The 24,846-nt window shown below is 70.9% G+C and carries 26 protein-coding genes and 1 pseudogene; 13 read left to right on the forward strand and 14 right to left on the reverse strand.

What is annotated here, in order from left to right:
- Genes CFN78_RS06415 through CFN78_RS06425 form a run of 3 tightly spaced genes read right to left on the reverse strand, consistent with a single transcriptional unit; the run spans window position 1 to window position 2,833 of the window.
- Window positions 1-771, reverse strand: coding sequence for an ATP-binding cassette domain-containing protein (locus CFN78_RS06415; RefSeq protein WP_094861678.1), 771 nt, complete (start codon window positions 769-771; stop codon window positions 1-3).
- Entirely contained in the window at window positions 768-1,826 is a 1,059-nt protein-coding gene (locus CFN78_RS06420) for a class I mannose-6-phosphate isomerase (protein ID WP_094861679.1), read from the reverse strand. Before CFN78_RS06420 ends, CFN78_RS06415 begins: the two co-directional genes overlap by 4 nt.
- Window positions 1,823-2,833 (reverse strand): LacI family DNA-binding transcriptional regulator, encoded by a 1,011-nt coding sequence (locus tag CFN78_RS06425; RefSeq protein WP_094861680.1) that lies wholly within the window; start codon window positions 2,831-2,833, stop codon window positions 1,823-1,825. The genes CFN78_RS06420 and CFN78_RS06425 overlap by 4 nt, the downstream gene beginning before the upstream one ends.
- A 358-nt stretch (window positions 2,834-3,191) precedes the next feature.
- Here CFN78_RS06425 and CFN78_RS06430 point away from each other — a divergent pair, with 358 nt between their 5' ends.
- From CFN78_RS06430 to CFN78_RS06440, 3 genes are all read left to right on the forward strand, one after another.
- A complete protein-coding gene (locus CFN78_RS06430; protein ID WP_094861681.1) occupies window positions 3,192-4,127 on the forward strand; it encodes an ABC transporter ATP-binding protein in 936 nt (311 codons plus the stop codon).
- Window positions 4,124-5,224, forward strand: a complete 1,101-nt coding sequence (locus CFN78_RS06435; RefSeq protein ID WP_094861682.1) for an ABC transporter permease — start codon at window positions 4,124-4,126, stop codon at window positions 5,222-5,224. The genes CFN78_RS06430 and CFN78_RS06435 overlap by 4 nt, the downstream gene beginning before the upstream one ends.
- A 378-nt stretch (window positions 5,225-5,602) precedes the next feature.
- On the forward strand, window positions 5,603-5,971 hold the full coding sequence (locus CFN78_RS06440) for a DUF3817 domain-containing protein (protein WP_094861683.1): 369 nt from the start codon (window positions 5,603-5,605) through the stop codon (window positions 5,969-5,971).
- A 36-nt stretch (window positions 5,972-6,007) separates the two neighbouring features.
- On the opposite strand, the gene CFN78_RS06445 is transcribed toward CFN78_RS06440, so the two are convergent.
- Complete coding sequence (locus CFN78_RS06445) at window positions 6,008-6,508, reverse strand: MarR family winged helix-turn-helix transcriptional regulator (protein WP_094861684.1); 501 nt, start codon at window positions 6,506-6,508, stop codon at window positions 6,008-6,010.
- Between the two features lie 191 nt (window positions 6,509-6,699).
- Between CFN78_RS06445 and CFN78_RS06450 the strand changes: the two genes are divergently transcribed.
- Both CFN78_RS06450 and CFN78_RS06455 read left to right on the forward strand, forming a co-directional pair.
- Entirely contained in the window at window positions 6,700-6,993 is a 294-nt protein-coding gene (locus CFN78_RS06450; RefSeq protein ID WP_094861685.1) for an MTH1187 family thiamine-binding protein, read from the forward strand.
- A 61-nt stretch (window positions 6,994-7,054) separates the two neighbouring features.
- Window positions 7,055-8,023: a tetratricopeptide repeat protein gene (locus tag CFN78_RS06455; RefSeq protein WP_094861686.1), complete on the forward strand. Its 969-nt coding sequence runs from the start codon at window positions 7,055-7,057 to the stop codon at window positions 8,021-8,023.
- A gap of 76 nt (window positions 8,024-8,099) precedes the next feature.
- Here CFN78_RS06455 and CFN78_RS06460 read toward each other — a convergent pair whose 3' ends face one another.
- A complete protein-coding gene (locus tag CFN78_RS06460) occupies window positions 8,100-9,545 on the reverse strand; it encodes a neutral zinc metallopeptidase (RefSeq protein ID WP_094861687.1) in 1,446 nt (481 codons plus the stop codon).
- Window positions 9,546-9,668: 123 nt separating this feature from the next.
- Entirely contained in the window at window positions 9,669-11,045 is a 1,377-nt protein-coding gene (locus CFN78_RS06465; RefSeq protein WP_240519304.1) for a neutral zinc metallopeptidase, read from the reverse strand.
- Window positions 11,046-11,138: 93 nt separating this feature from the next.
- Between CFN78_RS06465 and glgP the strand changes: the two genes are divergently transcribed.
- A complete protein-coding gene (gene glgP, locus CFN78_RS06470; RefSeq protein WP_094861689.1) occupies window positions 11,139-13,685 on the forward strand; it encodes an alpha-glucan family phosphorylase in 2,547 nt (848 codons plus the stop codon).
- Window positions 13,686-13,731: 46 nt separating this feature from the next.
- On the opposite strand, the gene CFN78_RS06475 is transcribed toward glgP, so the two are convergent.
- Window positions 13,732-14,127: a rhodanese-like domain-containing protein gene (locus CFN78_RS06475; protein ID WP_094861690.1), complete on the reverse strand. Its 396-nt coding sequence runs from the start codon at window positions 14,125-14,127 to the stop codon at window positions 13,732-13,734.
- The gene (locus CFN78_RS06480; RefSeq protein WP_094861691.1) at window positions 14,124-14,678 is read right to left on the reverse strand and encodes a cysteine dioxygenase; all 555 of its coding nucleotides are present in this window, start codon (window positions 14,676-14,678) and stop codon (window positions 14,124-14,126) included. Before CFN78_RS06480 ends, CFN78_RS06475 begins: the two co-directional genes overlap by 4 nt.
- Before the next feature lie 315 nt (window positions 14,679-14,993).
- On the opposite strand from CFN78_RS06480, the gene CFN78_RS06485 reads away from it, so the two are divergent.
- The 4 genes from CFN78_RS06485 (at window position 14,994) to CFN78_RS06500 (ending at window position 18,931) form a co-directional block, all read left to right on the forward strand.
- Window positions 14,994-15,800 carry an ABC transporter ATP-binding protein gene (locus CFN78_RS06485; RefSeq protein ID WP_094861692.1) on the forward strand — a complete coding sequence of 269 codons (807 nt, stop codon included), beginning with the start codon at window positions 14,994-14,996 and terminating at the stop codon, window positions 15,798-15,800.
- 110 nt (window positions 15,801-15,910) lie between these two features.
- Window positions 15,911-16,690, forward strand: coding sequence for an enoyl-CoA hydratase/isomerase family protein (locus tag CFN78_RS06490; RefSeq protein ID WP_094861693.1), 780 nt, complete (start codon window positions 15,911-15,913; stop codon window positions 16,688-16,690).
- Window positions 16,691-16,695: 5 nt separating this feature from the next.
- A complete protein-coding gene (locus tag CFN78_RS06495) occupies window positions 16,696-17,712 on the forward strand; it encodes a class I SAM-dependent methyltransferase (RefSeq protein ID WP_094861937.1) in 1,017 nt (338 codons plus the stop codon).
- Window positions 17,713-17,716: 4 nt separating this feature from the next.
- The gene (locus tag CFN78_RS06500; protein WP_094861694.1) at window positions 17,717-18,931 is read left to right on the forward strand and encodes a class I SAM-dependent methyltransferase; all 1,215 of its coding nucleotides are present in this window, start codon (window positions 17,717-17,719) and stop codon (window positions 18,929-18,931) included.
- Between the two features lie 37 nt (window positions 18,932-18,968).
- Here CFN78_RS06500 and CFN78_RS06505 read toward each other — a convergent pair whose 3' ends face one another.
- The 4 genes from CFN78_RS06505 to cmtR all read right to left on the reverse strand — a co-directional run bounded on the left by CFN78_RS06505 (window position 18,969) and on the right by cmtR (window position 21,607).
- Window positions 18,969-19,559 (reverse strand): ferritin-like domain-containing protein, encoded by a 591-nt coding sequence (locus CFN78_RS06505; RefSeq protein ID WP_094861695.1) that lies wholly within the window; start codon window positions 19,557-19,559, stop codon window positions 18,969-18,971.
- A 9-nt stretch (window positions 19,560-19,568) separates the two neighbouring features.
- Window positions 19,569-20,237: a ferritin-like domain-containing protein gene (locus CFN78_RS06510; protein WP_094861696.1), complete on the reverse strand. Its 669-nt coding sequence runs from the start codon at window positions 20,235-20,237 to the stop codon at window positions 19,569-19,571.
- A gap of 378 nt (window positions 20,238-20,615) precedes the next feature.
- A complete protein-coding gene (locus CFN78_RS06515) occupies window positions 20,616-21,272 on the reverse strand; it encodes a cation efflux transmembrane domain-containing protein (protein WP_205660447.1) in 657 nt (218 codons plus the stop codon).
- Window positions 21,269-21,607: a Cd(II)/Pb(II)-sensing metalloregulatory transcriptional regulator CmtR gene (gene cmtR / locus CFN78_RS06520; RefSeq protein WP_094861697.1), complete on the reverse strand. Its 339-nt coding sequence runs from the start codon at window positions 21,605-21,607 to the stop codon at window positions 21,269-21,271. The genes CFN78_RS06515 and cmtR overlap by 4 nt, the downstream gene beginning before the upstream one ends.
- Before the next feature lie 184 nt (window positions 21,608-21,791).
- On the opposite strand from cmtR, the gene CFN78_RS06525 reads away from it, so the two are divergent.
- Window positions 21,792-22,232 (forward strand): PPOX class F420-dependent oxidoreductase, encoded by a 441-nt coding sequence (locus tag CFN78_RS06525; RefSeq protein WP_205660448.1) that lies wholly within the window; start codon window positions 21,792-21,794, stop codon window positions 22,230-22,232.
- A gap of 72 nt (window positions 22,233-22,304) precedes the next feature.
- Here the strand turns inward: CFN78_RS06525 and CFN78_RS06530 are convergent, their stop codons facing one another.
- Window positions 22,305-23,309 carry a YdcF family protein gene (locus CFN78_RS06530; protein WP_094861699.1) on the reverse strand — a complete coding sequence of 335 codons (1,005 nt, stop codon included), beginning with the start codon at window positions 23,307-23,309 and terminating at the stop codon, window positions 22,305-22,307.
- Window positions 23,310-23,461: 152 nt separating this feature from the next.
- Between CFN78_RS06530 and CFN78_RS29725 the strand changes: the two are divergent.
- Window positions 23,462-23,677, forward strand: a pseudogene (locus CFN78_RS29725) (VOC family protein); the annotation flags it as partial.
- Between the two features lie 153 nt (window positions 23,678-23,830).
- Here the strand turns inward: CFN78_RS29725 and CFN78_RS06540 are convergent.
- On the reverse strand, window positions 23,831-24,253 hold the full coding sequence (locus tag CFN78_RS06540) for a nitroreductase family deazaflavin-dependent oxidoreductase (protein ID WP_094861700.1): 423 nt from the start codon (window positions 24,251-24,253) through the stop codon (window positions 23,831-23,833).
- A gap of 110 nt (window positions 24,254-24,363) precedes the next feature.
- Between CFN78_RS06540 and CFN78_RS06545 the strand changes: the two genes are divergently transcribed.
- Window positions 24,364-24,792, forward strand: a complete 429-nt coding sequence (locus CFN78_RS06545; RefSeq protein WP_094861701.1) for a protein-tyrosine phosphatase family protein — start codon at window positions 24,364-24,366, stop codon at window positions 24,790-24,792.
- Window positions 24,793-24,846 lie beyond the last annotated feature (54 nt).

Below are 24,846 nucleotides of genomic sequence, written 5' to 3' on the forward strand. Positions count from 1 at the left end.
TCAGGCCACCTCCTCCTGGGTGAGTGCGCCGGTCATCGCGCCGACGAGGTCTTCGAGTTTCGTTTCGGCCGCACGGAAAGTGGCGACCTTGCTGCCGAGGCGCAACACCTCCACCCGGTCGGCGACGGACAGCACCTCCGGCATGTTGTGGCTGATCAGCACCACGGCGATGCCCTCGTCCCGGACCCGGCGGATCACCTCCAGCACCCGCTCGCGCTGCACGACGCCGAGTGCGGCGGTCGGCTCGTCCATGAACACGACCTTGCTCGCCCAGACGACCGAGCGGGCTACCGCGACGCTCTGCCGCTGCCCACCGGACAGCGCGCCGATCGGCACGTCCGAACTCTGCAGGGTCACGCCGAGTCGCTGGAACTCCGTCACCGCCTGCCTGCGCATCTCCGGCTTGTCCAGCATGCCCAGCTTGCCGAGGATGCCCGGCCGGTGAATTTCCCTGCCCAGGAACAGGTTCGCCGCCGGATCGAGATCCGGGGCCACCGCCAGATCCTGGTAGACGGTCTCGATCCCGAGCCGCCGCGCCGTCGTCGGCGAGTCCAGGTTCGCCGGTTTCCCGTCGAGCAGGATCTGCCCACCGTCCGGCTGTTCCGCGCCGGACAGGCACTTCACCAGGGTCGACTTGCCGGCGCCGTTGTCGCCGATCAACGCGGTCACCTCACCCGCGCGGGCCTGGAACGAGGCACCACGCAGTGCCTCCACCGACCCGTACCGTTTGGTGATCTCCTGCGCGTCCAGCAGGATCGCGTCCTCGCTCATCTCTGGTCTTCCCTCCGTGGATGCGGTGGCAGGCAGCGGATCACGGTCAGGTCGCCATCCACAGTGGACTCTCCGGCCGAGTGGGGGACGACCACCGTGTCGCCCTTGGCCAGCGGCTGTTCGCCCGCCTCCGTGCGCAGTGTTCCGGCTCCGTCGAGCACCACGAGGACGGCGAACGACGGGGCCAGCACCAGGTCCGGTGCCGGACGGATCCGCTGCGCCCGGAAGTACGGCGACGCCGCCTCGACGAGCAGGTCCACCTCGGGATCGGGTGTCTCACCGGTGTGTTTCACGATCGACCCCAGCCGGTCGGCGTCCCAGCCGGACAGGTCCAGCGCGTCGAGTGCCGTGTCGAATCCGAGGCCGAGGTGGCCCTTGTCCGGTGATTCCAGGAAGTCGCGCCACTCCATCGTCAGCGAGAAGTCCGTCGGCTGCTGCAACTCCACGACGAACACCCCCTTGCCGATCGCGTGCGGCAACCCCGCCGGGATGTAGACGGTGTCGCCGGGGCGCACCGCCATGCTGTTCAGCGCCCCGAGCATCGCCGGGGCGTCCTGATCGCGGACCCAGTCGTCGATCGTGGCCCGGCTCTGTGCCCGCGCGAACCCGGCGTGTACCCGTGGATCGTCGCCGTAGGTATCGACCACGATCCACGCCTCGCTCTTGCCGAAGTGCGAGTCGAAATGCCTGCGGGCGAACGAGTCCGACGGATGGAAGTGCACGGGCAACCGTTGCCCGGCGTCGAGCAGTTTGACCAGCAAGCCGGTGGAACCGGCCGGTGCGTCGGCGTGATCGCGGCCGAGCCAGGCCACCGGATCCGCGTGCACGGCATCCCGCAGCCAGCGTCCGTCCGGCAACGAGGACAGTCCGTTGACGTCCTGGCCGAACATCGTGGTCGTGGAGCCGACCCAGTCCTCAGGGCCGAAGCCGGTGTCCGAATTGGACACCGCGGCCACCGGCGGAACGCCGCGCAGCGCGGCGATCGCGTCGCCACCGCGGTAGAACTGCGGTGGCTGGTTCGCGGGCAGCCGGATGGGCCCGAGATGAACGGTCATGGAGCGATTTCCCCCGATCCGCGGGCCACCAGATGCACCGGCAGCACCGCTCTTTTCGGCGCGGACGTGTCGCCCTGGATGCGGGCGAACAGCAGTTCCGCGGCGGCCCGGCCGAGTGCCGAGACGTCGTGCGCGATCACGGTGACCGGTGGGTCCAGCAGGTCGGCGAGCTCGAAGTCGTCGAAACCCACCAGTGCCGGCCGTTTCCGGGCGTGTGCCAGGGCACGCAGCACGTGCACCGTGACCCGGTTGTTGCCCGCGATCACCGCGGTCGCCCCCGCCGCGCCTGCCACGCCGTCGTGTCCGTCCGATCCGGACAGTCGCGTGCGGACGGCGTCGGCCACGCTCGCCTCGGTGGGCGTGCACATCGACACCAGCCGTTCGTCGTAGGCGATACCGGCCGCGACGCAGCCCTCCCGGTAGCCGCGCAGCCGCTCGGCGGCGGTGAAGATGTCGGGATCGTCGCCGAGGAACGCGATCCTGCGGTGCCCGTGCGCGGCCAGGTGGGCGACGGCCGCGGCCGTGCCGCCCACGTTGTCCACCAACACGGTGTCGGCCACGACGTCCCCCGCCGGACGGTCGATGAACACCACCGGGGTGCCTGCGCGGGTCTCCGGCATCAGGTATCCGTGCCGCATTCCGGCGGGCACGATCAGCAGCCCGTCCACCTGCCGGGCACAGAACTCCAGCGCGAGCTCCCGCTCTCGCTCCGGGTCCTCGTCCGAGGAGCCGGTCAGCAGGTGCCGGTCGAAGGAGGTGGCGATCCGCTCGACCGCGCGGTTCAGCTCGGAGTAGAACGGGTTGCCGACGTCCTCGACGATCAGCCCGACCGTGCCGGTGGTGGAGCCGCGACGCAGGTTCCGGGCACCGAGGTTGCGGCGGAAACCGAGCGTTTCGATCGCGGAGAGCACCCTGTCCGCCGTGTCCCGGTGGACCCCCGGCTCGTCGTTGACCACCCGCGACACCGTCTTGATGCTCGTGCCGGAGAGGCGGGCGACATCGTTCATGGTGGCGCGGCGTCCTTGCCCACCACCGGGCGACAACGTTGTCATAGTGCGGAGGATTTCACACCTTCGAGGGATAGCCTGTCAACAGTTCGTTCGTCGTATCCTCGTCTTTGCTCACTAACCGTTACTGGACAAGGATTTCCTTCCAGTCGGGTGACGCATGATGACGGTCGCCGCGGCGATCCGGCACCGCCGTCCGGGTGCGGAACGAGGACGTCGTGGACAAGGTTGTCGGTCCGCGCCGGGCCGGGCGCAACCTTCGTCGGCGCGCGGGCAACCTTCGTCGAGGAGGCGGGCAACCTTCGCAATCAGGGAAAACCCGGATCCGGGCCGGTGGCCGAGGCGCTACGGTCCCTCCATGAACGAAGCCTGGTCGGCACAGGCGCCTGGGGACACGCCGGCGCTCGTCGTGGACGACATCCACATGACTTACGGGGAACTGCGTGCGGTGGACGGGGTCTCGTTCTCCGTCGCGGAGGGTGAGTTCTTCGGCATCCTCGGGCCGAACGGGGCCGGCAAGACCACCACGCTCGAGATCGCCGAGGGCCTGCGCGAGCCGGCGTCCGGCTCGGTGCGGCTCCTGGGCGAGCAGCCATGGCCGCGCAACGTCGCGCTGCTGCCCCGGATCGGTGTGCAGCTCCAGGCGTCCGCCTTCTTCGAGAAGCTGACCGCGCGCGAGCAGCTCGAGACCTTCGGAGCGCTCTACGGCGTCGGCGGCGAGCGGGTGGACGAGATGCTCGAACTCGTCGGGCTCACCGACAAGGCCGCCACCCCCGAGGCGAAACTGTCCGGCGGGCAGCGGCAGCGCCTGTCCATCGCCTGCGCTCTGGTGCACGATCCCGACATCGTCTTCCTCGACGAGCCCACCGCAGCCCTCGACCCGCAGGCCCGCCGCAACCTGTGGGACGTGCTGCGCGAGGTGAAGTCGCGGGGCAAGACCATCGTCTACACCACCCACTACCTGGACGAGGCCGAGGTCCTCTGCGACCGCGTGGCCATCATGGACCGCGGCCGGATCCTCGCCATGGACGCCCCGGCGAGGCTCGTCCGCGATCTGGACGCCGCCACCCACGTGATCCTGGAACGTGACTCGCTCCCGCTCGGCGAGGCGCGGGCACTGCCCGGCGCCGACGAGGTGAGCGAGGACGAGGTCTCACTGACCATCTCCACCCGCACGCCCGCACCGGTGCTCTCCGCGCTCGCCGAACGCGGCACGCTCGACGGCCTCCAGGTGCGGACCGCGACCCTCGAGGACGTGTTCCTCGGACTGACCGGCAGGGAGTACCGGGCATGACCATCACCGAGAAGCCACGCGAGAGCACTGCCGCCACCGGGCGGGCCCTCGCGCCCACGCCGTTCCGGGCGCTGTCCGTCGCGATGGTCAAGGGGTTCCTGCGGGACAAGGCGACGCTGTTCTTCACCTTCCTCTTCCCGCTGATGTTCCTGGTCATCTTCGGCCTCATCTTCGGCGACCAGGCCTCCTCGAAGACCGAGATCGGCGTCGTCGGCGACGGCCCGGTGATCGCCGCGCTGGAGCAGTCCGGGGCGGTGGAGCTGACCCGGCTCGGCAGCACCGACGAGGCGCTGGCGCAGGTCGGTTCGGGTGACCTGCCCGCCTTCATCGCCCAGCAGGGCGACGCGGTGACGCTGCGCTTCGCCGCCAGCGACTCGGCCAAGGCGGGCACGGTGAACGGCCTGGTCCGCGGCGTCGTCGACCAGGCCAATCTGGCCGCCACCGGCCAGTCGCCCCGGTTCGCCCTGGACGCGGCACAGGTGGAGGACTCCTCGCTGAAGCCGATCCAGTACATGGCGCCGGGGATCCTGTCCTGGGCGGTGTCCATCGCCGCCGTCTTCGGTGCCGCGCTCACGTTCGTCAACTGGCGGAAGAAGCAGGTCCTGCGCAGGCTCCAGCTCGCCCCGGTGCAGCCGTCCACTGTGCTCGGTTCGCGCGTGGTCGTGTCGCTGGGCGTGGCCGTGCTGCAGTTCGTGCTGTTCGTCGGGATCGCCATGCTGCCGATGTTCGGCCTGCGGCTGTCCGGGCAGTGGTGGCTGGCGGTCCCGTTGCTGCTGCTGGGAACCCTGGCGTTCTTCTCGATCGGCATGCTGGTGGGCGCGTTCTGCAAGACGGAGGAGGCGGCGAGCGGGGCGGCGAACCTGATCACCCTGCCGATGGCGTTCCTCTCCGGAGCCTTCTTCCCGGTGGACCAGACGCCGCAGTGGCTGCAGGGGATCTCGAAGGTCTTCCCGATGCGCCACCTCAACGACGGCATGCTGGACGTGATGGTGCGCGGCAAGGGTGTCGAGGCGCTGCTGCTCCCGGCCGGTGTGCTCATCGCGTTCACCCTTGTCGTCGGATTCATCGCGTCGAGGGTCTTCCGCTGGGAGGACTGACCACGTTTGACGGTTTCGCCGGATCCGTTCGCCGAATGCGCGGATCCGGCGAAATTCTTTTCGTTCCGGTGTGCGGCTCACGTCGAATGCGCGGCCACGCCGGAATGGTGCGGTGGAATTGCGGGTCCGGTGCCGGAAGATTCGTCCGCGGGAGCGGATCGCGCCCGTGCGAACACTTTCCGCGATCGTCCGATCCTCCTGGTGTGGCGAGAAACCCCTCGTGACAACTGTCACGGCCCCCGGTGTTCCGGTGAGGCCCGTCACGCCTCACAATGGAATCACAACGTCCGACACCGTGGTTGACGTCGATGGGTAGTTCCGTTCGGCACCCCACATCGGGCGCTTTTTTGTGCGTACGTGATTCCTGAGGAGGAAGTCGTGTCCAGCAAGGCCGCTGTCCTGTTCCGCGTGACCGCAGTCGCCGAGGCCCTTTCCTGGGCCGGTCTGCTGGCCGGCATGTTCGCCAAGTACGTCCTGGAGGCCGGCGAGGGTGGCGTGCCCGTGCTCGGCATGGTGCACGGCGTGGTCTTCGCCGCCTACGTGCTCGTGACGCTCGCCGTCGCCCGCCCGCTGCGCTGGACGCTCAAGACGACGGTGATCGCGCTGCTGGCCAGCATTCCGCCGCTGTTCACCTGGGCGTTCGAGAAGTGGGCCCTGCGGTCGGGCAAGCTCGACGGCCCGCAGCGGCTCACCTACGGCGGCACCGCGCTGTTCAGCGCGCGTTCCGCCGAGCCGGCCGGCGTCTGAGGCGGCTGGAGGCGCGACCGCGGCGCCGCGGGGGTCCTACTCGGCGAAGTCGCCGGTCGCCTTGCGTACCTTCTTCAGCAGGTCGACGAGCTGACCGGTCTGCTTGTCGGTGAGCCCGCGCAGGCCGAAGTCGATCTCGGTGACCGCGCTGGTCGCCTCGTCCTTTCGCGCCCGGCCCTCCGGGGTGATCTCGACCAGCGTCGTGCGCCGGTCGGTCGGATGCGGGACACGTTTGACCAGTCCGTCGCGCTCCAGCCGGTCGACGATGTTGGTGACGCTGGTCGGATGCAGTTGCAGCCGCTCGCCCATCACCCGCATCGGCAGGCTGGCGCGCCTGGCGAAGGTCAGCAGGATCAGCGCCTCGTAGCGGGCGAAGGTGAGCCCGTGCGGCTTGAGCGCACCGTCCACGGCGGACTGGATGATCTGCTGGACGCGCATCACCCCGGTGACCGCGGCCATCGTGCCGGACGGGCCGATCCGCTCCTCCCACATCTCTGCCGCTCGGGCGATCGGGTCGAATGGCAGCGGACCGTTCATGACGCTCGAAGTTACCAGTGGGTACCGCGACCTGTGGCGAGGCCGTCCCATACTGGGGCCGGATTCCTTTCGCTTTCCGGGAATCCGGCCGTCCCGCGGGTCGGCCGTAGCGACGAACCAGGCGACGAACCAGGCGACGAACCAGGCGCCGAACCGAGCGCCGAACGAAGCGTCCGAAGCGAGGAGTCAACGTGATCGTGGCATTCAGCGTCAGCCCGGCGGGTGGCCAGTCCGACAGCGTGGCGGCGGCGGTCGCCGAGGCCGTCCGGGTGGTACGCGACTCCGGCCTGCCCAACGAGACGAACTCGATGTTCACCCTCGTCGAGGGGGACTGGGACGAGGTGATGGACGTGGTGAAGCGGGCCACCGAGGCGGTGCAGGCCGCCGCGCCGCGGGTCGGGCTCGTACTCAAGGCCGACATCCGGCCGGGGCATACCGGCCAGCTCGCCGCGAAGGTGGCCCGGATCGAGGAGCACCTGACCTGAATCCGGCGAGCCGCCGGGCACCAGCGATGAGTTCTCGGCGCACCGGTGGCAGGATGGAGCCGTGACACATCCACGGGGATCAGCAGCCAGCTCAGCAGCGATGTCCGCGGCCCTCTCGGGCGCAGTGGACCTGTCCGGGCTCAAAGCCCGCGCGGACGCCGCCCGGCAGCAGCCCGCGGCGGGAGCACCGCCGCGGGGCGGGGGCGAGGGGCAGTCGGCGGGAGGTTCCGTCGTCGAGGTGAGCGAGGCGAGCTTCCAGGCCGAGGTCGTCGACCGGTCGATGGAGACGCTCGTCGTCGTCGATCTGTGGGCCGAGTGGTGCGGACCGTGCAAGCAGCTCAGTCCGCTGCTGGAGAAGCTCGCCGCCGAGGCGAACGGCGCCTGGGTGCTGGCGAAGATCGACGTGGACGCGAACCCGCGTATCTCGCAGCTCTTCGGCGTCCAGTCCATCCCGACGATCGTGGCCATCGCGGGCGGACAGCCGGTGGACGCCTTCTCCGGCGCGTTGCCGGAACCGCAGATCCGCGAGTGGCTGGCGAAGCTGCTCGACGCGCTGCGCGATCAGCTTCCCGGCATCCGGGCCGCCGAACAGGCAGGCGGAGCCGAGCCGGAGGAGGTCGAGGACCCGCGCTTCACCGAGGCGGAGGACGCGCTCGACCGTGGCGACTACGCCGCCGCCCAGGCCGCCTACGAGCGGATCCTGGACGCCGAGCCCGCCAACGAGCTGGCGCGGGCCGCGCTGGTGCAGGTGCGCTTCGCCGCCAGGGCGGGAGAGGTGGACGCCGGCGCGCTCGCCCGCGCCGAGGCCGACCCCGCCGATCTGGACGCGCAGCTCGCGGCCGCGGACTTCGAGATCGCGCAGGGATCGGTGGAGGGTGCTTTCACCCGGCTGATCGATGCGGTACGCCGCACCGCGGGCGACGAGCGCAACCGGGTGCGCGAGCACCTGGTGGGTCTGTTCGAGCTGTTCGACCCGGCCGACGATCGGGTGGCTTCCGCCCGCAGGCAGCTCGCCAGCGCCCTGTACTGACCAGCCCTGTACTGACCGGCGTCGTACCGAGCCGCCGCCCGGCACCCGGTGATCACCGGGTGCCGGGCGGACCGGCTCAGCCGTACTGCTCCGAGCACGGGCCTGAGCCCTCCAGGTAGCCCTTGCGCAGCGACTCCACCCTGGCGAAACCGCTCGGCACCTGGTTGCCGTTGACGTCGGCGGCGATCAGGCTGCGCGGCTGCAGCAGCTCCGCGATCGCCTCGTCCAGGTCCCCGGAGGACAACCGCAGCCTGTTGCCCTCGGTGTTGGTCGCCGCGGCCCAGGCCCCGACGAGACACGAGGTGCGCAGGCCCGCGTTGGAGTTGTCCAGCGAGGCGCCGACCCCCTTCTGGACGCCCTGCGTGTAACGGGAGGCGACCTCGGCGAGCGCGGCGAAGTCGCCAAGCGGGGCGCCCGCGTCGCCGCTGATCTCGGCCTCCTTGTCGACAGGCCGCCCGAGTTCCTTCAGCTTCGCCAGATCGACGTTGACGGTGTTGTCGTCCGGGCAGTACGAGGCCGGGGCGGTGTCCGGCCCGTTCGCGCAGGCGCCACTGCCCTCCACGATCTCCGGGCCCTGTACGCCGGCTCCGGCGAAGGCCTGGTCGAGACTGTCCTTGAGGTAGCCGAGAAGTTCGCTGCTGACCCGTTCGTCGCCCTCGCCGGAGTCCTTCTTGTCGAAGGGCTGCTCGGTGATTCTCGGCTCGATGTTGTCCAGGCTCATCGAGGCGCATTCGGCGGCGCCCTTCTCGAACCCGGTCTGGAAGGCGAACGTGCGGTCGAACGCCGTGCCGTGGGCACCGCGATCCGTCGCCGACTTCCCGGCCTGGTCCCGGATGAAGAACAGCGAGGCCATCACCTCGTTCAGCCCCTCCGAGGTCGAGACGGTGAAGTACTTGCTCCGCCCCTCGGCCATCCAGCGGAAGTAGCCGCCGGTGAAGCAGTCGGCCTGCTGTTCCTTGACGATCGTCTTCGTCTGCTTGTCGACGCCCGCCTTCTCGCCGAGCCGGTACTGGATCGCGTGCCCGAACTCATGACCGAGGACGGTCACCACGGCCATCTCGCCGAAGCGTTCGCGCAGGAACGGCAGAAGCTGGCCACGGTCCCAGGCGACCAGATCCTCCGGCGGGCAGTAGAAGGCGTTCATCGCCGCGTCCGCGGTGGACGTGCCACAGGCCTCGGCCGGGGTGCCGTCGGGGTCGTAGGAGAGCAGCTTCTTCACCGGTTCGAAGGGCTGCCCGTCGAACGAGGCGGGCAGGGTCTCCTTCCAGTAGTCGCTGACGTCGGCGATCGCGGCGACGGCGATCGTGTCCTCGGGGCTGTCGGTGAGATCCTGCACGGGCAGGTCCGGCTTCGGCGCGTCCGGCTTGAGCCCGCTGTCGAAGTGGGTCACCGGCAGACCGGAGACGTTGCCGACGGTCTGCGCCTCGCCCTGTGTGCCGCCGCCGCATCCGGCGATCAGCGCGAGTACCGCCACGCCCGCCGCCACGGCGGGTAGTCCGCGCCGGGCCGTTCCTCCGAACATCGTTCGCTCGCTTCGTTCCAGGGCCCCCAGCGGGAACCGGGGCGATACCGTCTCCGTCCGCACCCTACTGACCGTGCCCGCACGCCGTACGCGGAAGTGCGGGATCGGGGTCCGGTGCGCCGGTCAGCCGAGACCGCACGCCGCGGCACCGCCGACCACGCCGCCGCGAAACGCCGCCACCCGGTCGAAACCGCTGGAGAGCGCGCCACCGTCGATGTCGCGTGCCGGGTAGTCGTAGCCGAGCAGCACGAGTACCGCCTCGTCCAGGTCGCCGGGGGAGACGGTGAAGTCCCGTCGCGGTTCCAGCAGCGAACCGGTGTAGGAACCGGCCAGGCACAGCGCGCCGCGCTGCGCCTGCTCACCGGACAGCGGCAGGGCGGCGGCGCCCAGCGCCCCCAGCGCGTAGCGGCTGGCGACGATGGTGCCCGCGCCGTAGTCGCCGATCCGGGCGTGGATGTCGGCGACCGTCCCGCTGGTCGACACCCGGACCACGTTCTCGTCCCGGCAGTACGCCGCCGCGCCCTGCGGTCCGCAGGACGGGTCGCCTGCCACCTGCTCGACCGGGGGTGCCGTCCAGCCGGAGCCCTTCGCCCCGAGCGCCTCGGTGAAGTACGGGCCCAGGTCCGCGGAAAGGGCGTCCAGCAGAGCGGGCAGTTCCAGGTTCCCGCCGCGGGCCTCGTCCTCCGCGCTGGTGAAGGCCCGCTGGGTGAACTGGCGGTTCTGTGCGGTGATCTCGGCACACGGTGCGGGCCCGCCGTCGAAGCCGTCCTGGAACGCGGACACCCGGTCGAAGGCGTCCCCGTGCGCGCCCGAGTCGCGGTTGTCGGTGCCCACCGGGTCGCGGAAGGTGATCAGCGCCCGCAGCGAGGCGTCGAGTTCGCTTTCCGGCAGCCGCAGGTGCTCGGCGTTGCCGTCGAGTACCCAGCGGATGAACGCGCCCGCGTAGCAGTCGGCCATCGCCTCGATGACGATCGGCGGGTACAGGCCGCCGCGTCCGCGCCCGATCCCGGACCGTTCCTGCACGGCGTGCCCGGTCTCGTGGGAGAGCACCATCATCATCGCGCCCGCCCCGTACCGTTCGGTGAGCACCGGTAGCAGGGCGCCCCGGTCCCAGACGATCACGTCCTCGCCGGGGCAGTAGTAGGCGTTGCCCTCGACCTGCGACGCCGCGTCGAGGCAGGGTGGCGGGCCCGCCGCCGGATCGGACGGATCGACGGAGTGGAAGCCACCGCGCGGCTCCTCCCAGCGGCTGCCGAACGTCGCCGGGTAGGCCTCTTCCCAGAACTCGCCGATGTCGGTGATCACCGTCGCGGCCAGCCGGTCGATCTCACCCTCGCCCGCCCCGTCGACGAAACCGGGGTCGACCAGCGAGGTGGTGCTCTGCCGGATCTGGGCGCCGATCAGGTCGAGGCTGGGGCCGGCGGTGCCGGGGACGGACGGGCCGCACGCGGTCAGCACGAGCAGGATCGCAACGACACCGCCGAGCGTTCGTCTGCCCACCGCACCATTGTGCGGCATCGAACCGTGTCGTGGCGCCGTGTTCGCCAGGACGCCGCCCGCGCGGGGCCGGCCGGACGTCTAGGGTCGCTCCTCATGAAAGCAGTCCGCCGGTTCACCGTGCACCCGAGCCTGCCGGAACCGCTGACGGGTCTCGGCCCGCTGGCCACCAACCTGCGCTGGACCTGGCACCCGCCGACGCGTGATCTGTTCGCCTCCATCGACGACGAGCTGTTCCGCCGGATCAAGGATCCGCTGCGGATGCTCACCACCGTCCCCGCCGACCGTCTCACCGAACTGTCCCGGGACGAGGGTTTTCTCGCGCACGCCCGTTCGGTCACCGAGGACCTGGACCGCTATCTCACCGAGCCGCGCTGGTACCAGCGCCGGGCAGGGGAGGGAGCGAACCTGCCCGCGGCGATCGCGTACTTCTCGATGGAGTTCGGGGTGACCGAGGCGCTGCCCAACTACTCCGGTGGGCTGGGCATCCTCGCCGCCGACCACCTCAAGGCCGCCTCGGACCTCGGCGCGCCGGTGATCGGCGTCGGCCCCCTCTACCGGGCCGGGTACTTCCGCCAGTCACTCTCGCTCGACGGCTGGCAGGTGGAGCACTATCCGGTGATCGACCCGGACGGGCTGCCGCTGGAGCTGCTGCGCGAACCCGCGGGGCCGGCGGTGCGGGTGTGCGTCGCGATGCCCGGTGGCCGTGACCTGCACGCCCAGGTGTGGCAGGCGCGGGTGGGCCGGATCCCCTTGCTGCTGCTGGACACCGACATCGACGAGAACGACGCCGACCTGCGCGGGGTGACCGACCGGCTGTACGGCGGGGACGCCGACCACCGGATCCGGCAGGAGATACTGGCCGGGATCGGCGGGATGCGTGCCGTCCGGAGGTACTGCGAACTGACCGGTCACCCGCAGCCGGAGGTGTTCCACACCAACGAGGGGCACGCCGGATTCCTCGGGCTGGAACGGGCACGGGAGGTTCTGGCCGTCGCGGAACTGGACTTCGAGGAGACGCTCTCGGCGGTGCGGGCGGGGACGGTGTTCACCACGCACACACCGGTGTCCGCGGGCATCGACCGTTTCCCGGTGGACCTGGTGCGGCACTACTTCGGCGACGGCAGGCTGCTGCCCGGCGTCGAGTGCCACCGGGTGCTCGCGCTCGGCGCCGAGGACAACCCCGGCATGTTCAACATGGCGCACATGGGTTTGCGGCTCGCGCAGCGGGCGAACGGGGTGTCCGCGCTGCACGGTAGGGTGTCCCGGCGGATGTTCGCGCGGCTGTGGCCGGGTTTCGACCACGCCGAGGTGCCGATCGCCGCGGTCACCAACGGCGTGCACGGCCCGACCTGGGTGGCCAGGGAGATGACAGAGCTGCTCGGCGGCAGCGACGAGGAGTGGGGCCACGACGGCGCGGGCGGCCGGACCGGCCCGCGTGAGGGCGTCAGCGACGCCCAGCTCTGGGAGCTGCGCCGGGACCTGCGGCAGAAGCTGATCACCGAGGTGCGGCGCCGGGTGCGGGCGGCGTGGATGCAGCGCGGCGCCTCGGCTCTCGAACTCGGCTGGACGGACGGGATCTTCGATCCGGACGTGCTGACCGTCGGCTTCGCCCGCAGGGTGCCCACGTACAAGCGGCTGACGCTGATGCTGCGCGATCAGGAGCGCCTGCGCGCACTGCTGCACGACGAGCGGCGCCCGATCCAGGTGGTGGTGGCGGGCAAGTCCCATCCCGCGGACGAGGGCGGGAAGGCACTGATCCAGAAGATCGTGCGCTTCGTCGACGATCCCGCGGTGCGGCAGCGCATCGTCTTCCTGCCCGACTTCGACATGTCCATCGCCCGCTATCTGTACCGGGGCTGCGACGTGTGGCTGAACAATCCGACCCGACCGCTGGAGGCGTGCGGGACGTCCGGGATGAAGTCGGCGCTCAACGGCGGGCTGAACCTGTCCATCCGGGACGGCTGGTGGGACGAGTACTACGACGGCAGCAACGGCTGGGCCATCCCGACCGCGGACGGGGTGACCGACCCGCTGCGCCGGGACGACCTGGAGGCCGCGGCGCTCTACGACCTGCTCGGCCAGCAGATCGCCCCGCTGTTCTACGACCGCGATCCCGGTGGCGTTCCGCGTGGCTGGCTGGCGATGGTGTGGCACACGCTGGAGACGCTGGGGCCGCGGGTGCAGGCGTCGCGGATGGTGCGGGAGTACGTCGAGTCGTTCTACCTGCCCGCGGCGCGCAACGTCGCCGCGGCCACCGGCGGCGACTACGCCGGGGCACGTTCGCTGGCGAGCTACCGGAATCGGCTGGACGCGGTGTGGGACCGAGTTCGGGTGACGGAGCCGGAACTGGTTCTCGGCGACTCGCCGCAGGTGGGCGACGAGGTCCACGTCCGCGCCTCGGTGGAGCTGGCCGGGCTCGCGGAGTCCGATGTGGACGTTCAGGCGGTGGTCGGCACGGTCGCCGACACCGACCGGCTGCACGACACGGTCACGGTGCCGATGTCGCCGGCCGGCGACGGCCGGTTCGCCGCCGCGCTCCGCCTGCCGCACGCCGGTTCGCTGGGCTACACCGTGCGGGTGCTGCCCCGGCACGACCTGCTGGCCAGTCCGGCCGAACTCGGCCGGGTGGTGCTGGCCTGACCCGGCCGTCCGGCGACCGTTCCCGGGGCACGGCCCGCGGGGCGGATCACGGGACGGCCGGGCCGCCCCCCGGCCCGGTCGGCAACCCTGCCGCCGCCCAGGCCCGGAAGCCGCCGACCAGGTCGGTCGCCCGGCGCAGGCCGAGGCGGCGCAGGTCGGCGGCGGCCAGGCTGGACGCGTAGCCCTCGTTGCACACCACGACAACGGGGGTGTCCGCGTCGAATCCGGGCAGCCGGTGATCGCCGCCGGGGTCCAGTCGCCACTCCAGGTGGATCCGTTCCACCGCAACGGATCCTGGGATCTCGCCCTCGGCCGACCGGTTCTCGTGCGGCCGGATGTCGGCGATCACCGCGCCCTGTCCGCGCAGCGCGTCCGCCGCCTCCGGGGTGACTCGGTCCAATGTGGACCGTGCCTGCGCGAGCAGGTCGTCGATGGCGCTCATCCCGTGGCCCCGGAGTCCAGTCCCGGCAGCGCGGGGATCTCCGCGGGAACCTCGTGCAGCGAGGTGTACTCGCGGGTGGTGACCAGCGGCGGGGAGTAGGCGTGCACGCTCGCCGCCGGTCCGGTGCCCGCGCCGGTGACCTGGTGTGCGCGGCCCGCGCCGAAGCCGAGCGTGCGGCCCGCCGTGTGGTTGCGGGCCCGGATCGGCCCGCCCGGGTAGCGGTACTCCTCCGCGAGGTCGCCCTGCAGCACGGTGAACGAGCCGGAGGCGCCGCCGTGGTCGTGGGGTTCGGTGTGCTGACCGGGCAGCCAGGACAGCAGCCACAGCTCGACGCCGCCGGTCAGGGCGAGCCGGGCCCACCAGCGGTGGTCGGGGTCGAAGCGCAGCACCTCGCGCAGTTCGGGGGCGAGGTCACGGGCGACGGTGGAGGTCAGCGTGGCGAGTTCGCCCGCGGTCCACAGTGACCGTTCGGGATGCAGCAGCGAGCCGAGGGGCTGTGCCGCGAGCCGCGGGTGGATCTCGAGGTCGGGCCGGATCAGGGACTGCGTCATGGTTGCTCCTGCGGAAGCGGGCGTACGTGGCCACGAGCGCGCGGCGGGGCGGTACGGCCGGGGCTTCCCGGAAAGGCGTGCCGTCAGTTCCGCCGCGCGCGGCTACATCCGCAGGACGCGACGAGCAGCAGGTCGACGGTGCGGTCACGCCAGAGGACACCCGCGATGGCGGGTGCGGCGAGAGCGGCTGACCTGGGCACGTCATCGATGGTGCCACAGCGGGCGGTCGGCGTGTGCGGGGTCTCATTCACTGGTACGGCCCGGCAACGGCATGCCGCCCGCGACACGACCGCCGGGAATGGCGACAATGGGAGGGTGATCGAGCCGACGCAAGACCTTGACGACCTCGTGGTGCACATGTCCGGTGTCGGCGTGCGCCGCGGCGGCAGCACCCTGCTGGCCGACCTCCACTGGTCGGTGGAACTCGACGAGCGCTGGGTGGTGCTGGGCGCCAACGGCGCCGGCAAGACGACGGTCCTGCGGCTGGCCGCGGCCGAACTGCACCCGACCACGGGCACCGTGCACGTGCTCTCCGAGCAGCTCGGCCGTACCGACGTGTTCGAGCTGCGCCCGCGGATCGGGTTCACCTCCGCCGCACTCGCCGCCAGGGTCCCCGCCGAGGAGACCGTGCGCGATCTGGTGATCAGCGCCGGTTACGCGGTGCTCGGCCGCTGGCGGGAGACCTACGACGCGATGGACACCGAGCGCGCCGGCGAGCTGCTGGCCGCGCTCGGCATCAAGCACCTGGCGGAGCGCACCTTCGGCACCTTGTCCGAGGGGGAGCGTAAGCGGACGCTGATCGCCAGGTCGCTGATGACGGACCCGGAGATGCTGCTGCTCGACGAGCCGGCCGCGGGACTCGACCTCGGTGGACGGGAGGACCTGGTCGCCCGCCTGTCCGAGCTGGCCCTCGATCCGGAGGCGCCGGCGATGGTGCTGGTCACCCATCACGTCGAGGAGATCCCGCCCGGCTTCACCCATGCCCTGCTGCTGGCCGACGGGCGCAGCGTCGCGTCCGGTCTGATCGAGGACGTGATCACCGCGGAGAACCTGTCCCGCACCTTCGGCCAGGATCTGTTGCTGGAACGCTCGGGCGGACGGTTCTTCGCCCGTCGCCGCTGAGCCCGGCTCTACCGGGCGGTAGCCTGCGGGGAAGGTCGCCGACCGGCGACGTCGTGTGCCGGCGCGGGCCGGACCGCGCCGGCCGGCAGAGTCATCGAGGAGGACGCGGCGTGGGCGAGTTCGTACGTCTCGAGGTCGAGGGTGGCGTGGGCACGATCCGGCTGGAGCGTCCGCCGGTGAACGCACTCAACAACCAGGTGCAGGCCGAACTGGCCGGGCTGGCGCGGGAGGCCTCCACCCGGGACGACGTGCGCGCGGTGATCCTCTACGGCGGTGAGAAGACCTTCGCGGGTGGCGCGGACATCAAGGAGATGGCCGCCCGGACCTACGTCGAGATGACCGAGTTCGGTGCCGACCTGACCAACACGCTCAGCGCGCTCGCCGCCATCCCCAAGCCGACCGTCGCCGCGATCACCGGCTACGCGCTCGGTGGCGGCCTGGAACTGGCTCTGACCGCGGACCGCCGCATCGGCGGCGACAACGTCAAGGTCGGCCAGCCGGAGATCCAGCTCGGCATCATCCCCGGCGCGGGTGGCACACAGCGCCTGGCCAGGCTGATCGGCCCGAGCAAGGCCAAGGACCTGATCTACACCGGCCGGTTCGTCAAGGCCGAGGAGGCGCTGGCGCTGGGCATCCTGGACGAGGTGGTGGCCCCGGACGAGGTCTACGCCGCGGCACACAGGTGGGCCGCGCAGTTCGCCGAGGGCCCCGCGGTCGCGCTCAAGGCCGCGAAGGCCGCGATCGACGGCGGGCTGGACGTCGACCTGGCGAACGGGCTGAAGCTGGAGGCGAACCTGTTCGCCGCGCTGTGGGCGACCGAGGACCAGGCGAACGGCATGCGCTCGTTCGTCGACAACGGTCCCGGCAAGGCGACCTTCAAGGGCAAGTGATCGACATGTCCCAGCTCGACGACACCACGCTCGACGGCGCGCCCGGTGGTGGCGCGGCCGATCCGGACCCGCGCCCGCACGCCACGGCCGAGGAGGTGCGCGCCGCGTTCGCCGACCCGAAGCTCGCCAACGTGCTCTACCACGACTGGGAGGCGGGCACGTACGACGAGAAGTGGTCCATCTCCTACGACGAACGCTGCATCACCTACGCCACCGAGGTGTTCCACGCCGTCGCCGGGGAGGCGGACGAGCCGTACCAACACGCCATGGAACTGGGCAGTGGCACCGGTTTCTTCCTGCTCAACCTGATGCAGGGAGGAGTGATCAAAAAGGGTTCGGTCACCGACCTGTCGCCCGGGATGGTGCGGGTCGCGCTGCGCAACGCCGGGAACCTGGGGCTCGACGTGGACGGCCGGGTGGCCGACGCGGAGCGCGTCCCGTATCCGGACGACACCTTCGACCTCGTGGTCGGGCACGCGGTACTGCACCACATCCCGGACGTGCGGGCCGCGTTCCGCGAGGTGCTGCGCGTGCTCAAGCCCGGCGGACGGTTCGTCTTCGCCGGGGAGCCGACGAGGATCGGCGACACCTACGCGCGCAAGCTGGGCCAGCTCACCTGGTGGCTCACCACCAACGTCACCAGGCTGCCCGCGCTCAACTCCTGGCGCAGGCCGCAGGCCGAGCTCGACGAGTCCTCACGGGCGGCCGCGCTGGAAGCCGTGGTGGACATCCACACCTTCGACCCGTCCGAACTGGAACGCTCCGCACTGGGCGCGGGCGCGGTGGACGTGCGCGCGGTGACCGAGGAGTTCGCGGCCGCGCTGGTCGGCTGGCCGATCCGTACCTTCGAGGCCGCCGTGCCGCAGGAGAAGCTGACGGTGCGCTGGCGGCTGTTCGCCTACAAGGCGTGGCTGCGGCTCTCGGCCGTGGACAAGGCGCTGCTGGCGAAGATCCTGCCCCGCGAGCTGTTCTACAACGTGATGATCACCGGCACCAAGCCGCCGGCCCCCGTCGAGCCCTGAGGCCTTGGCCTACCCGTTCTCCGACGCCGACGTCGCCTTCCTCCGCTCCGCGGAGGGCGTGGCGGCGCTGCGGGCGTGCGCGGGACTGTCGCTGCGTCCCGGCGACCGGATCGCCGATGTGGCCGTCGTCCGCGGGGTGGCCGGGGAACGCCACGCGGCGGCGGTACTGGAAACGTTGGTGCTGCGCGGAAAAGCATCGTCCAAAATAGATGGTTCGGCGGACTGGCTGTTCACCGGCGACGCGCTGCAGCAGGCGAGTGCCTCCCCGGTCGCCCGCCACCGTGCCGCCCGGCTGGCCGGAAGGGACGTGCACGACGTGACCTGCTCGGTGGGTGCCGATCTGGTCGAACTGGCCAGGGTCGCCCGGCGGTGCGTGGGTTCCGACCTGGACACCGTCCGGCTGGCGATGGCGCGGCACAACTGCGGCCGGGCGGAGGTCGCGGCGACCGTGTTGCGTGCGGACGCCCTGCGCCCGGTCAGTACCGGCGCCGTCGTCGTCGCCGATCCGGCCCGGCGGGACGGCAGCGGCAGGCGGACCTGGCGGCCGGCCGATCTGCTGCCTCCGCTGGACGAACTCGCCGAGGTTCACCGGGGGCGCGATCTGGTGGTCAAGTGCGCGCCCGGACTCGACCCGGCGCTGACGCCGTGGGCGGACGAGGTGGAACTGGTGTCGCTGGACGGCCAGGTTCGCGAGGCCTGCCTGTGGACGGGTGGCCTCGCCGGGACCGCACGCAGGGCAACGGTCCTCGGTTCGGACGGTACACAGTGGACGATCGCCGGTGAGGAGCCGGACGAGGTGCCCTCGGCCGCGCCGGGCGAGTGGATCGTCGATCCGGACGGCGCCGTGGTGCGGGCCGGACTGGTACGGCACTACGCTGCGCGGCACGGTCTCTGGCAGCTCGACGAGCGGATCGCCTACCTCACCGGGGACACCCCGCCGCCGGGCGTACGCGCCTTCCGGATCGCCGAGTACGGCCCCTACAGCGAGAAGTCCCTGCGATCCATCCTGCGCCGGCACGAGGTGGGCAGGCTGGAGATCCTGATCCGCGGCCTTGACGTCGATCCGGACGCTCTGCGCCGCCGGATGAAACCGCGTGGCACCGAGGAGGCGACGGTGGTGCTCACCAGGGTCGGACGATCCCCGGTGGCCTACCTGTGCCGGGCCGAACGGATCCCGGCCACGGGGGCCCCCGGGAACGGCACGGGCCCCGCGGACTGATCCGCGGGGCCCGGCCGTCGGGGGATGTTCCGCCCGGTCAGGGCAGGAACGGTGCGACGAGGTCGAGTACTTCCTGCTTCGTCTTGGGCGTCTCGACGGCGCCCATGTAGACGCCGCCCTCGGCGGGCAGGTCGAGCAGGTCGCCGACCACCGCCGCGTGCCGCGCCTCGACGCCGAAGATGCCGGCGGCGGCCTGCAGGATGGTCTTGTCCTTGATGAAGCCCGCGGCGCCCAGGTAGGCGCCGACACCGACGTTCTCGAAGGTGTGGCTGGTCTTCAGGTAGGTCTCGCGGCTCTCGAACGCGGCACCGAAGTCGACCTTCGGGGCCTCCACCGGAGTGCCACCGACCTGCTTGATCGCCTTGGTCAGGAAGTCCACGTGGAACTTCTCGTCCTCCTCCACCCGCTTCAGGTAGAGGTATTCGCGACCGTGCAGCAAATGGGCCGAGTTGCCCTGCCGGTAGAACTCGGCTTCGAGGTATTCGAGGGTGAGCGCGTAGTTCATCACCTCGACGTCATCGGCGAAATCGCCGGACTTCGCCAGGTGCCAGCGGTTGTTCAATGCCGTGAGCGCGGTCTGCCCAGGCATCTCGGTCATATGTCCCTTGACCAGGTCGAGACGATTCATGCCCGGCTCCTATTTTCCGCTTCCGATGAATGGCTGGATTTGTGCGACCACGTCCTCCATTGACCGGTTCTCCTCGATCGGCCGCGGGAACGGGTCGGCCAGCCGCAGGGTCGCCACGATCGCGGCGTGCCGCGACTCGACGCCGGCGATCGAGGCCGCGGCACCGAGCACGTCCGGGCTGCTGATCAGCGGAACCTGGCCGTGGTAGGCCGTGACACCGAGTTCCTCGAACGCGGACGCCTGGCGCAGGAACCTGAGCCTGGAACGGAAGGTCGCCTCGGGGTAGGTGATCTTCGGCTTCGCGACGGGGGTGCCGCCGAGGCTCGTGATCAGCTCGGTGATGCCGGTGACGTGGCCCTGCTCGTGGTCACGGATCGGCGTGAGCAGTTCCAGCTCACGCTCTTTGCGGATGATCCCCGCGCTGATTCCGTGGGTGTAGAAGTCCGCCTCGAGGTATTCGAGGGTGAGTGCGTAGTTGAGGATGTCGATATCGGTGGCGTCGCGCTGGGTGGCGTTGCCCGGTGCCGGTGCGGCGAATGCCTGTGCACCGAATCCGGTGCCGGCGGCCAGGGTGACGCCTGCTCCCACGAGACCCGCCCAGCGGATGAAATTGCGCCGGTCGTGTTCGTCGGAGAATTCGAGGACGGGATTTCCGTCGAATAACACATCTTTGCTCATCGCAGCGATGTTTCCTTTGCCGTCGGGTCCAGGAGGTCCCTACGCCCGGCCTCCTCACCCTGGCGGCGTGTTCGGGAGCGCGCAACTCGACGCGGCCCTCTGCGGGCAGGTAGATCCGTCCGTGGCTAACGTTGGTCCGATCGGGTGAACGGCCGATCCCTGACCACACCTATCGGCCACCGGTGCCGAATGCCTGCCGACGATGTACCGGGGTAGGGGCCTCGGTTTCGTCCGGACGGGCCGACCCGGTGGTTCCTCATCCACTACGCCCGGTAGGAGTCACCGGGAAGGTCTTGGTGTCTCGGAGGCGCGTAGTGCTCTCGCGCCTCCGAGGCGCCGCTTCCTCGCCCTCGCTCCCGGTCTCGTCCGGTGGAGCGTTCAGCAGCAGGACTCACCGCGCCAGGCCCGCCCGCCCTCGACGCCCGCGACGCCCGCGATCACCAGTCCGGCCAGCGGGTCGGCCCACGACCAGCCGAGAAGGCCGTTCAGCAGCAGTCCGCCGAGCAGCACGGCGGACAGGTAGGTGCACAACATCGTCTGCTTCGAATCGGCCACGGCGCTCGCCGAGTTCAGCGCCCGCCCCGCCCGGCGCTGGGCGAGTGAGAGCCAGGGCATCACCGCGAGCGATACGGCCGCGAGCACGATCCCCGCCGTCGAGTGCCCGGCCTCCGCGCCTCCGGCCAGTGCCCGTACCGACTCCGTGCCCACGTAGGCGGCGAGCGCGAAGAAGGAGAGGGCGATGACGCGCAACGCCGTCCGCTCCCGTGCGCGGTGGTCGGCGGTGGAGAACTGCCAGGCCACGGCCGTCGCCGAGGCGACCTCGATCACCGAGTCGAGGCCGAAACCGATCAATGCCGTCGACGAGACCAGGTTGCCCGCCGTGAGGGCCACGGCGGCTTCGACCAGGTTGTAGGCGATCGTCGCGGCCACCAGCAGCCGCACCCGGCGCACCAGTCTCGGCCGGTCCGCGGACGGCGGCGCGGTGCGGCAGGCCTCGTCGCAGGTTCCGCCGCTGGTCGGCGCGAGCTCGTTCACGCCCCGTGCTCGCAGGGGGCTTCCGGACGGACGGCGAGCACGACCTTCGCCAGTTCCTCCAGCGCGGTGCGCAGGTGCGGGTCGGCAAGGTCGTACCGAACCTGCCTGCCCTCGTAGGTGGCCACCACCAGTCCGCACCCGCGCAGGCAGGCGAGATGGTTGGAGACGTTCGACCTGGTCAGTTCCAGTGTGCCGGCCAGCGCGCCAGGATAGGCGGGGCCGTCGAGCAGGCTGACCAGGATCCGGCAGCGCGTCGGGTCGGCGAGGGCGCGGCCCAGCCGGGCGAGTGCGGCTTCCCGGGTCTCCGCGGCGTCCCGGTCCTCATAGGTCAGCATTCAGACGACAATACAGCAGTCGCTGACCTATGGATGTTGGCTTCACAGGCGGATGTTCCGGGGGCCGAGTGACTGGCCGTTCGGTTCGCCTGCCACCGCGCCCGGCCACTCGCAGGACCGGACTGTGGCAGGGTGCCCGGGTGGAGAAGAGAGTGAACACGAAGGCCCACCCTGGCGGCCGGCCGTGAACGCCGGTTTCCCCGAAGCGCTCGCCGACGCCGAGTTCCTCTCGCTGACCACGTTCCGCCGGGACGGCACGCCGGTGGCGACCGCTGTGTGGGCGGCCCCGGACGGCGACCGGCTCGTGGTGTGGACACCCGCGGCCTCCGGCAAAGTCCGGCGGTTGCGGCACACCGCGCGCGTCACGCTCGTCCCCTGCGACCGCAGGGGTGTGGTCGACGCCGGCGCGGGCGAACCGGTCGAGGGGCTCGCCCGGCTGCTCCCGCCCGCCGAACTCGGCCCGGTGCGCCGGGCGATGACCGCCAAGTACGGCTGGAAGTTCCGGGAGTTCGCCGCCCTGCTCAGGTTCGTCGGGCTGACCCGCTTGCATCGGCTGATCCGCTCCGGCGGACTCCGCCGCGCGGCGGGTGGCCCGGTCGGCGTGGAGATCCGGCCCGCGGACTGAGGCCCCTGCCTGCCTGGCCGCGCACGCCCGGTCCGCGATTCCCGGGCGACACCAACGTCATCACGAGTACACCTAGCGCGCGGCGAGCAGGACCAGCGGCTGAATGGCTGCCAGTCCGGTGCACATCACCGCATTCACCGTCCGGTACTGCACGAACAGCGCGGTGAACTCGCGCAGCATCGCGCTGGGCAGGAAATAGCGCGCCGTCGGCGAACCCACCACCTCGGCCCGCAGGCCGAGGCGCCGGGTCAGCACCGCGGTCCGCAACACGTGGAAGTTGTTGGTGACCACCACCATCCGGGAGTCCACGCCCAGATCGTCCAGCAGCGCCTTGCTGAACAGCAGGTTCTCCTGGGTGGTGGTGGAGCGGTCCTCGCGTGCGATCCGTTCCTCCGGCACCCCGCGCTGTACGAGGTAACCGGCCATCGCGACCGCCTCCGGCACGTCCTCACCGGGTCCCTGCCCGCCGGAGGTGATCACCAGCGGGTCGCGTCCGGCACCGTTCTCCGCGCCGTGCAGCCTGGCGGCACGGTCCAGTCTGCTCGCCAGCAGCGGCGGCACCCGGGAACCGCCGACCAGCCCGGAACCGAGCACGACGATGGCGTCCATGCCCTTCCGGAGCGTCATCCGGCCGTAGACGAACGAGTACAGCAGGAAACTGGTGAACAGGAACGCGACGTAGCCGACGACGAGAGAGAGCGACCCGGCCACGGTGATCAGCCACGCGCTGCGGCTGAGAACCGCGACGATCAGCAGGGCGAACAGGCCGATGATCCCCACCCCGGCCGCCAGCGACAGCAGGTTGGCCGGCCTTCGGCCCTCCCTGCGCAGCATCGTCAGCCCGTTGGCGATCAGGAATCCGGGAAGGGCCAGCACCAGCAGTGGTGAGATCAGCAGCGGAATCGCGGCGATGAACCCGAGCAGCTCGGAGACCTCCGTCGTCGCCGCCTGCGCCCAGAGTCCGAGGAACACCACGGCGAACAGCAGGTACACGCCGTTGCCCAGCCGCCTGCGATCCCGGGCGACGCCCACGGCGAACAGGCACAGCGCGATGACGCCGAGGACGAGGAACAGCACGGCTACGTGACCGTGTCGGTGCGAGAGGCCGGGACGGCGACCGTGGTGTGCATGACGGGATTGTCGCGCACCCGCCGTTCCACGATCCGGTTGCCCACCTGGCCCGGTGAGGCCGTACTGAACGCGACGGCCGCGAAGGAGAGGGGACCGTCATGCGATGGACGCTCGAAGTGGTGACGGTGTCCGTGTCGGATGTTGACCGTGCCAAGGAGTTCTACCGCGACAGGCTCGGTTTCCACCTCGACCACGACACCTCCGTCGACGGCGGGCCCCGCGTCGTCCAGCTCACCCCACCGGGCTCCGGCTGCTCGATCGTGCTCAGCCGGGACCTGGCCGACATGGCACCGGGTTCGTTGCGGGGCCTGCAACTCGTCGTCCCCGACGTCCCCGACGTCCGCGACGTCCGCGAGGAACTCGCCGCGAGGGCGACGCACTGGACAACGTCGGCTTCCTCAACTTCGAGGACCCGGACGGCGACGGCTGGGTGGTGCAGCAGATCTCCGCTCGCGGCCGGTAGCGCCTCAGGACGTCTCGGGCACCAGGGCGATCACTGGGATCACCCGCGTCGTCCGCGCCTCGTACTCCGCGAAACCCGGGTAGAGGGCGGCCTGGCGGGCGTACAGCGTGTCCCGTTCCCCGCCCTCGACCTCGACGGCGCGCACTCGTACCGTCTCGGTGCCGACCTCCACGCTCACCTCGGGATTGGCCCTGAGGTTGTGGTACCAGGCCGGATTGGTGTCGGCGCCCGCCTTGGAGGCGAACACCACGTACCGGTCGCCGTCGGCCAGGTACATCACCGGCGAGACGTGTTCCTTTCCGCTGCGCGCCCCGGTGTTGTGCAGCAGCAACAAGGGCGCGCCCGCGAAGGGGCCGCCGACCTTCCCGTCGTTGGCGCGGAACTCGTCGATGATGCGTGCGTTGAAGTCGTCGGGCGCCGGCGTCATGGCTGTCCTTTCCACCGCGGGTGTCACGAGGGCGTGGATGTGGCGATCGCGTCGAGCCGATCATCGCAGAGAACGCCTGCCCCGGCCGCCGTCGTTCCTATACTGGCGCGATGTCCGGGGAATGGGAGGCCAATGGTGCCGGGGTGATGCGGCTGCCCTCGGGCGTCGTCGTGCGGGGCCGGGGTCTGCGCCTGCCGTTGCCGGAGAGGCCCTCGCCCGAGTTCGCGGTACACCTGCTGGGTACCCCGCCGCCCGCCGTCCCGTGGTCGTCGATCTGGGTGCGGTGGCCCGACTTCCGGCTTCCCCGGGAGGACGCGGACGCGCGCGCCGCACTGGTCGGTGCCTGGCGGCGGGCCGGGGACGAACGGGTCGAGGTGGCCTGCGGTGGTGGCAGGGGCCGGACCGGGACGGCGCTCGCCTGCCTGGCCGTCCTCGACGGCGTGCCCGCGGACCGCGCGGTCGCCTACGTGCGCGAGCACTACCACCCCCGCGCCGTCGAGACTCCCTGGCAACGCCGCTATGTCGCCCGTTTCCACTGACCCTGCCCCCGGACACCGCAATATGTCGACGTATTGCGGTCCGGGACGCCAAAG

It is taken from the genome of Amycolatopsis antarctica (assembly GCF_002262875.1).
GTDB lineage: Bacteria > Actinomycetota > Actinomycetes > Mycobacteriales > Pseudonocardiaceae > Amycolatopsis > Amycolatopsis antarctica.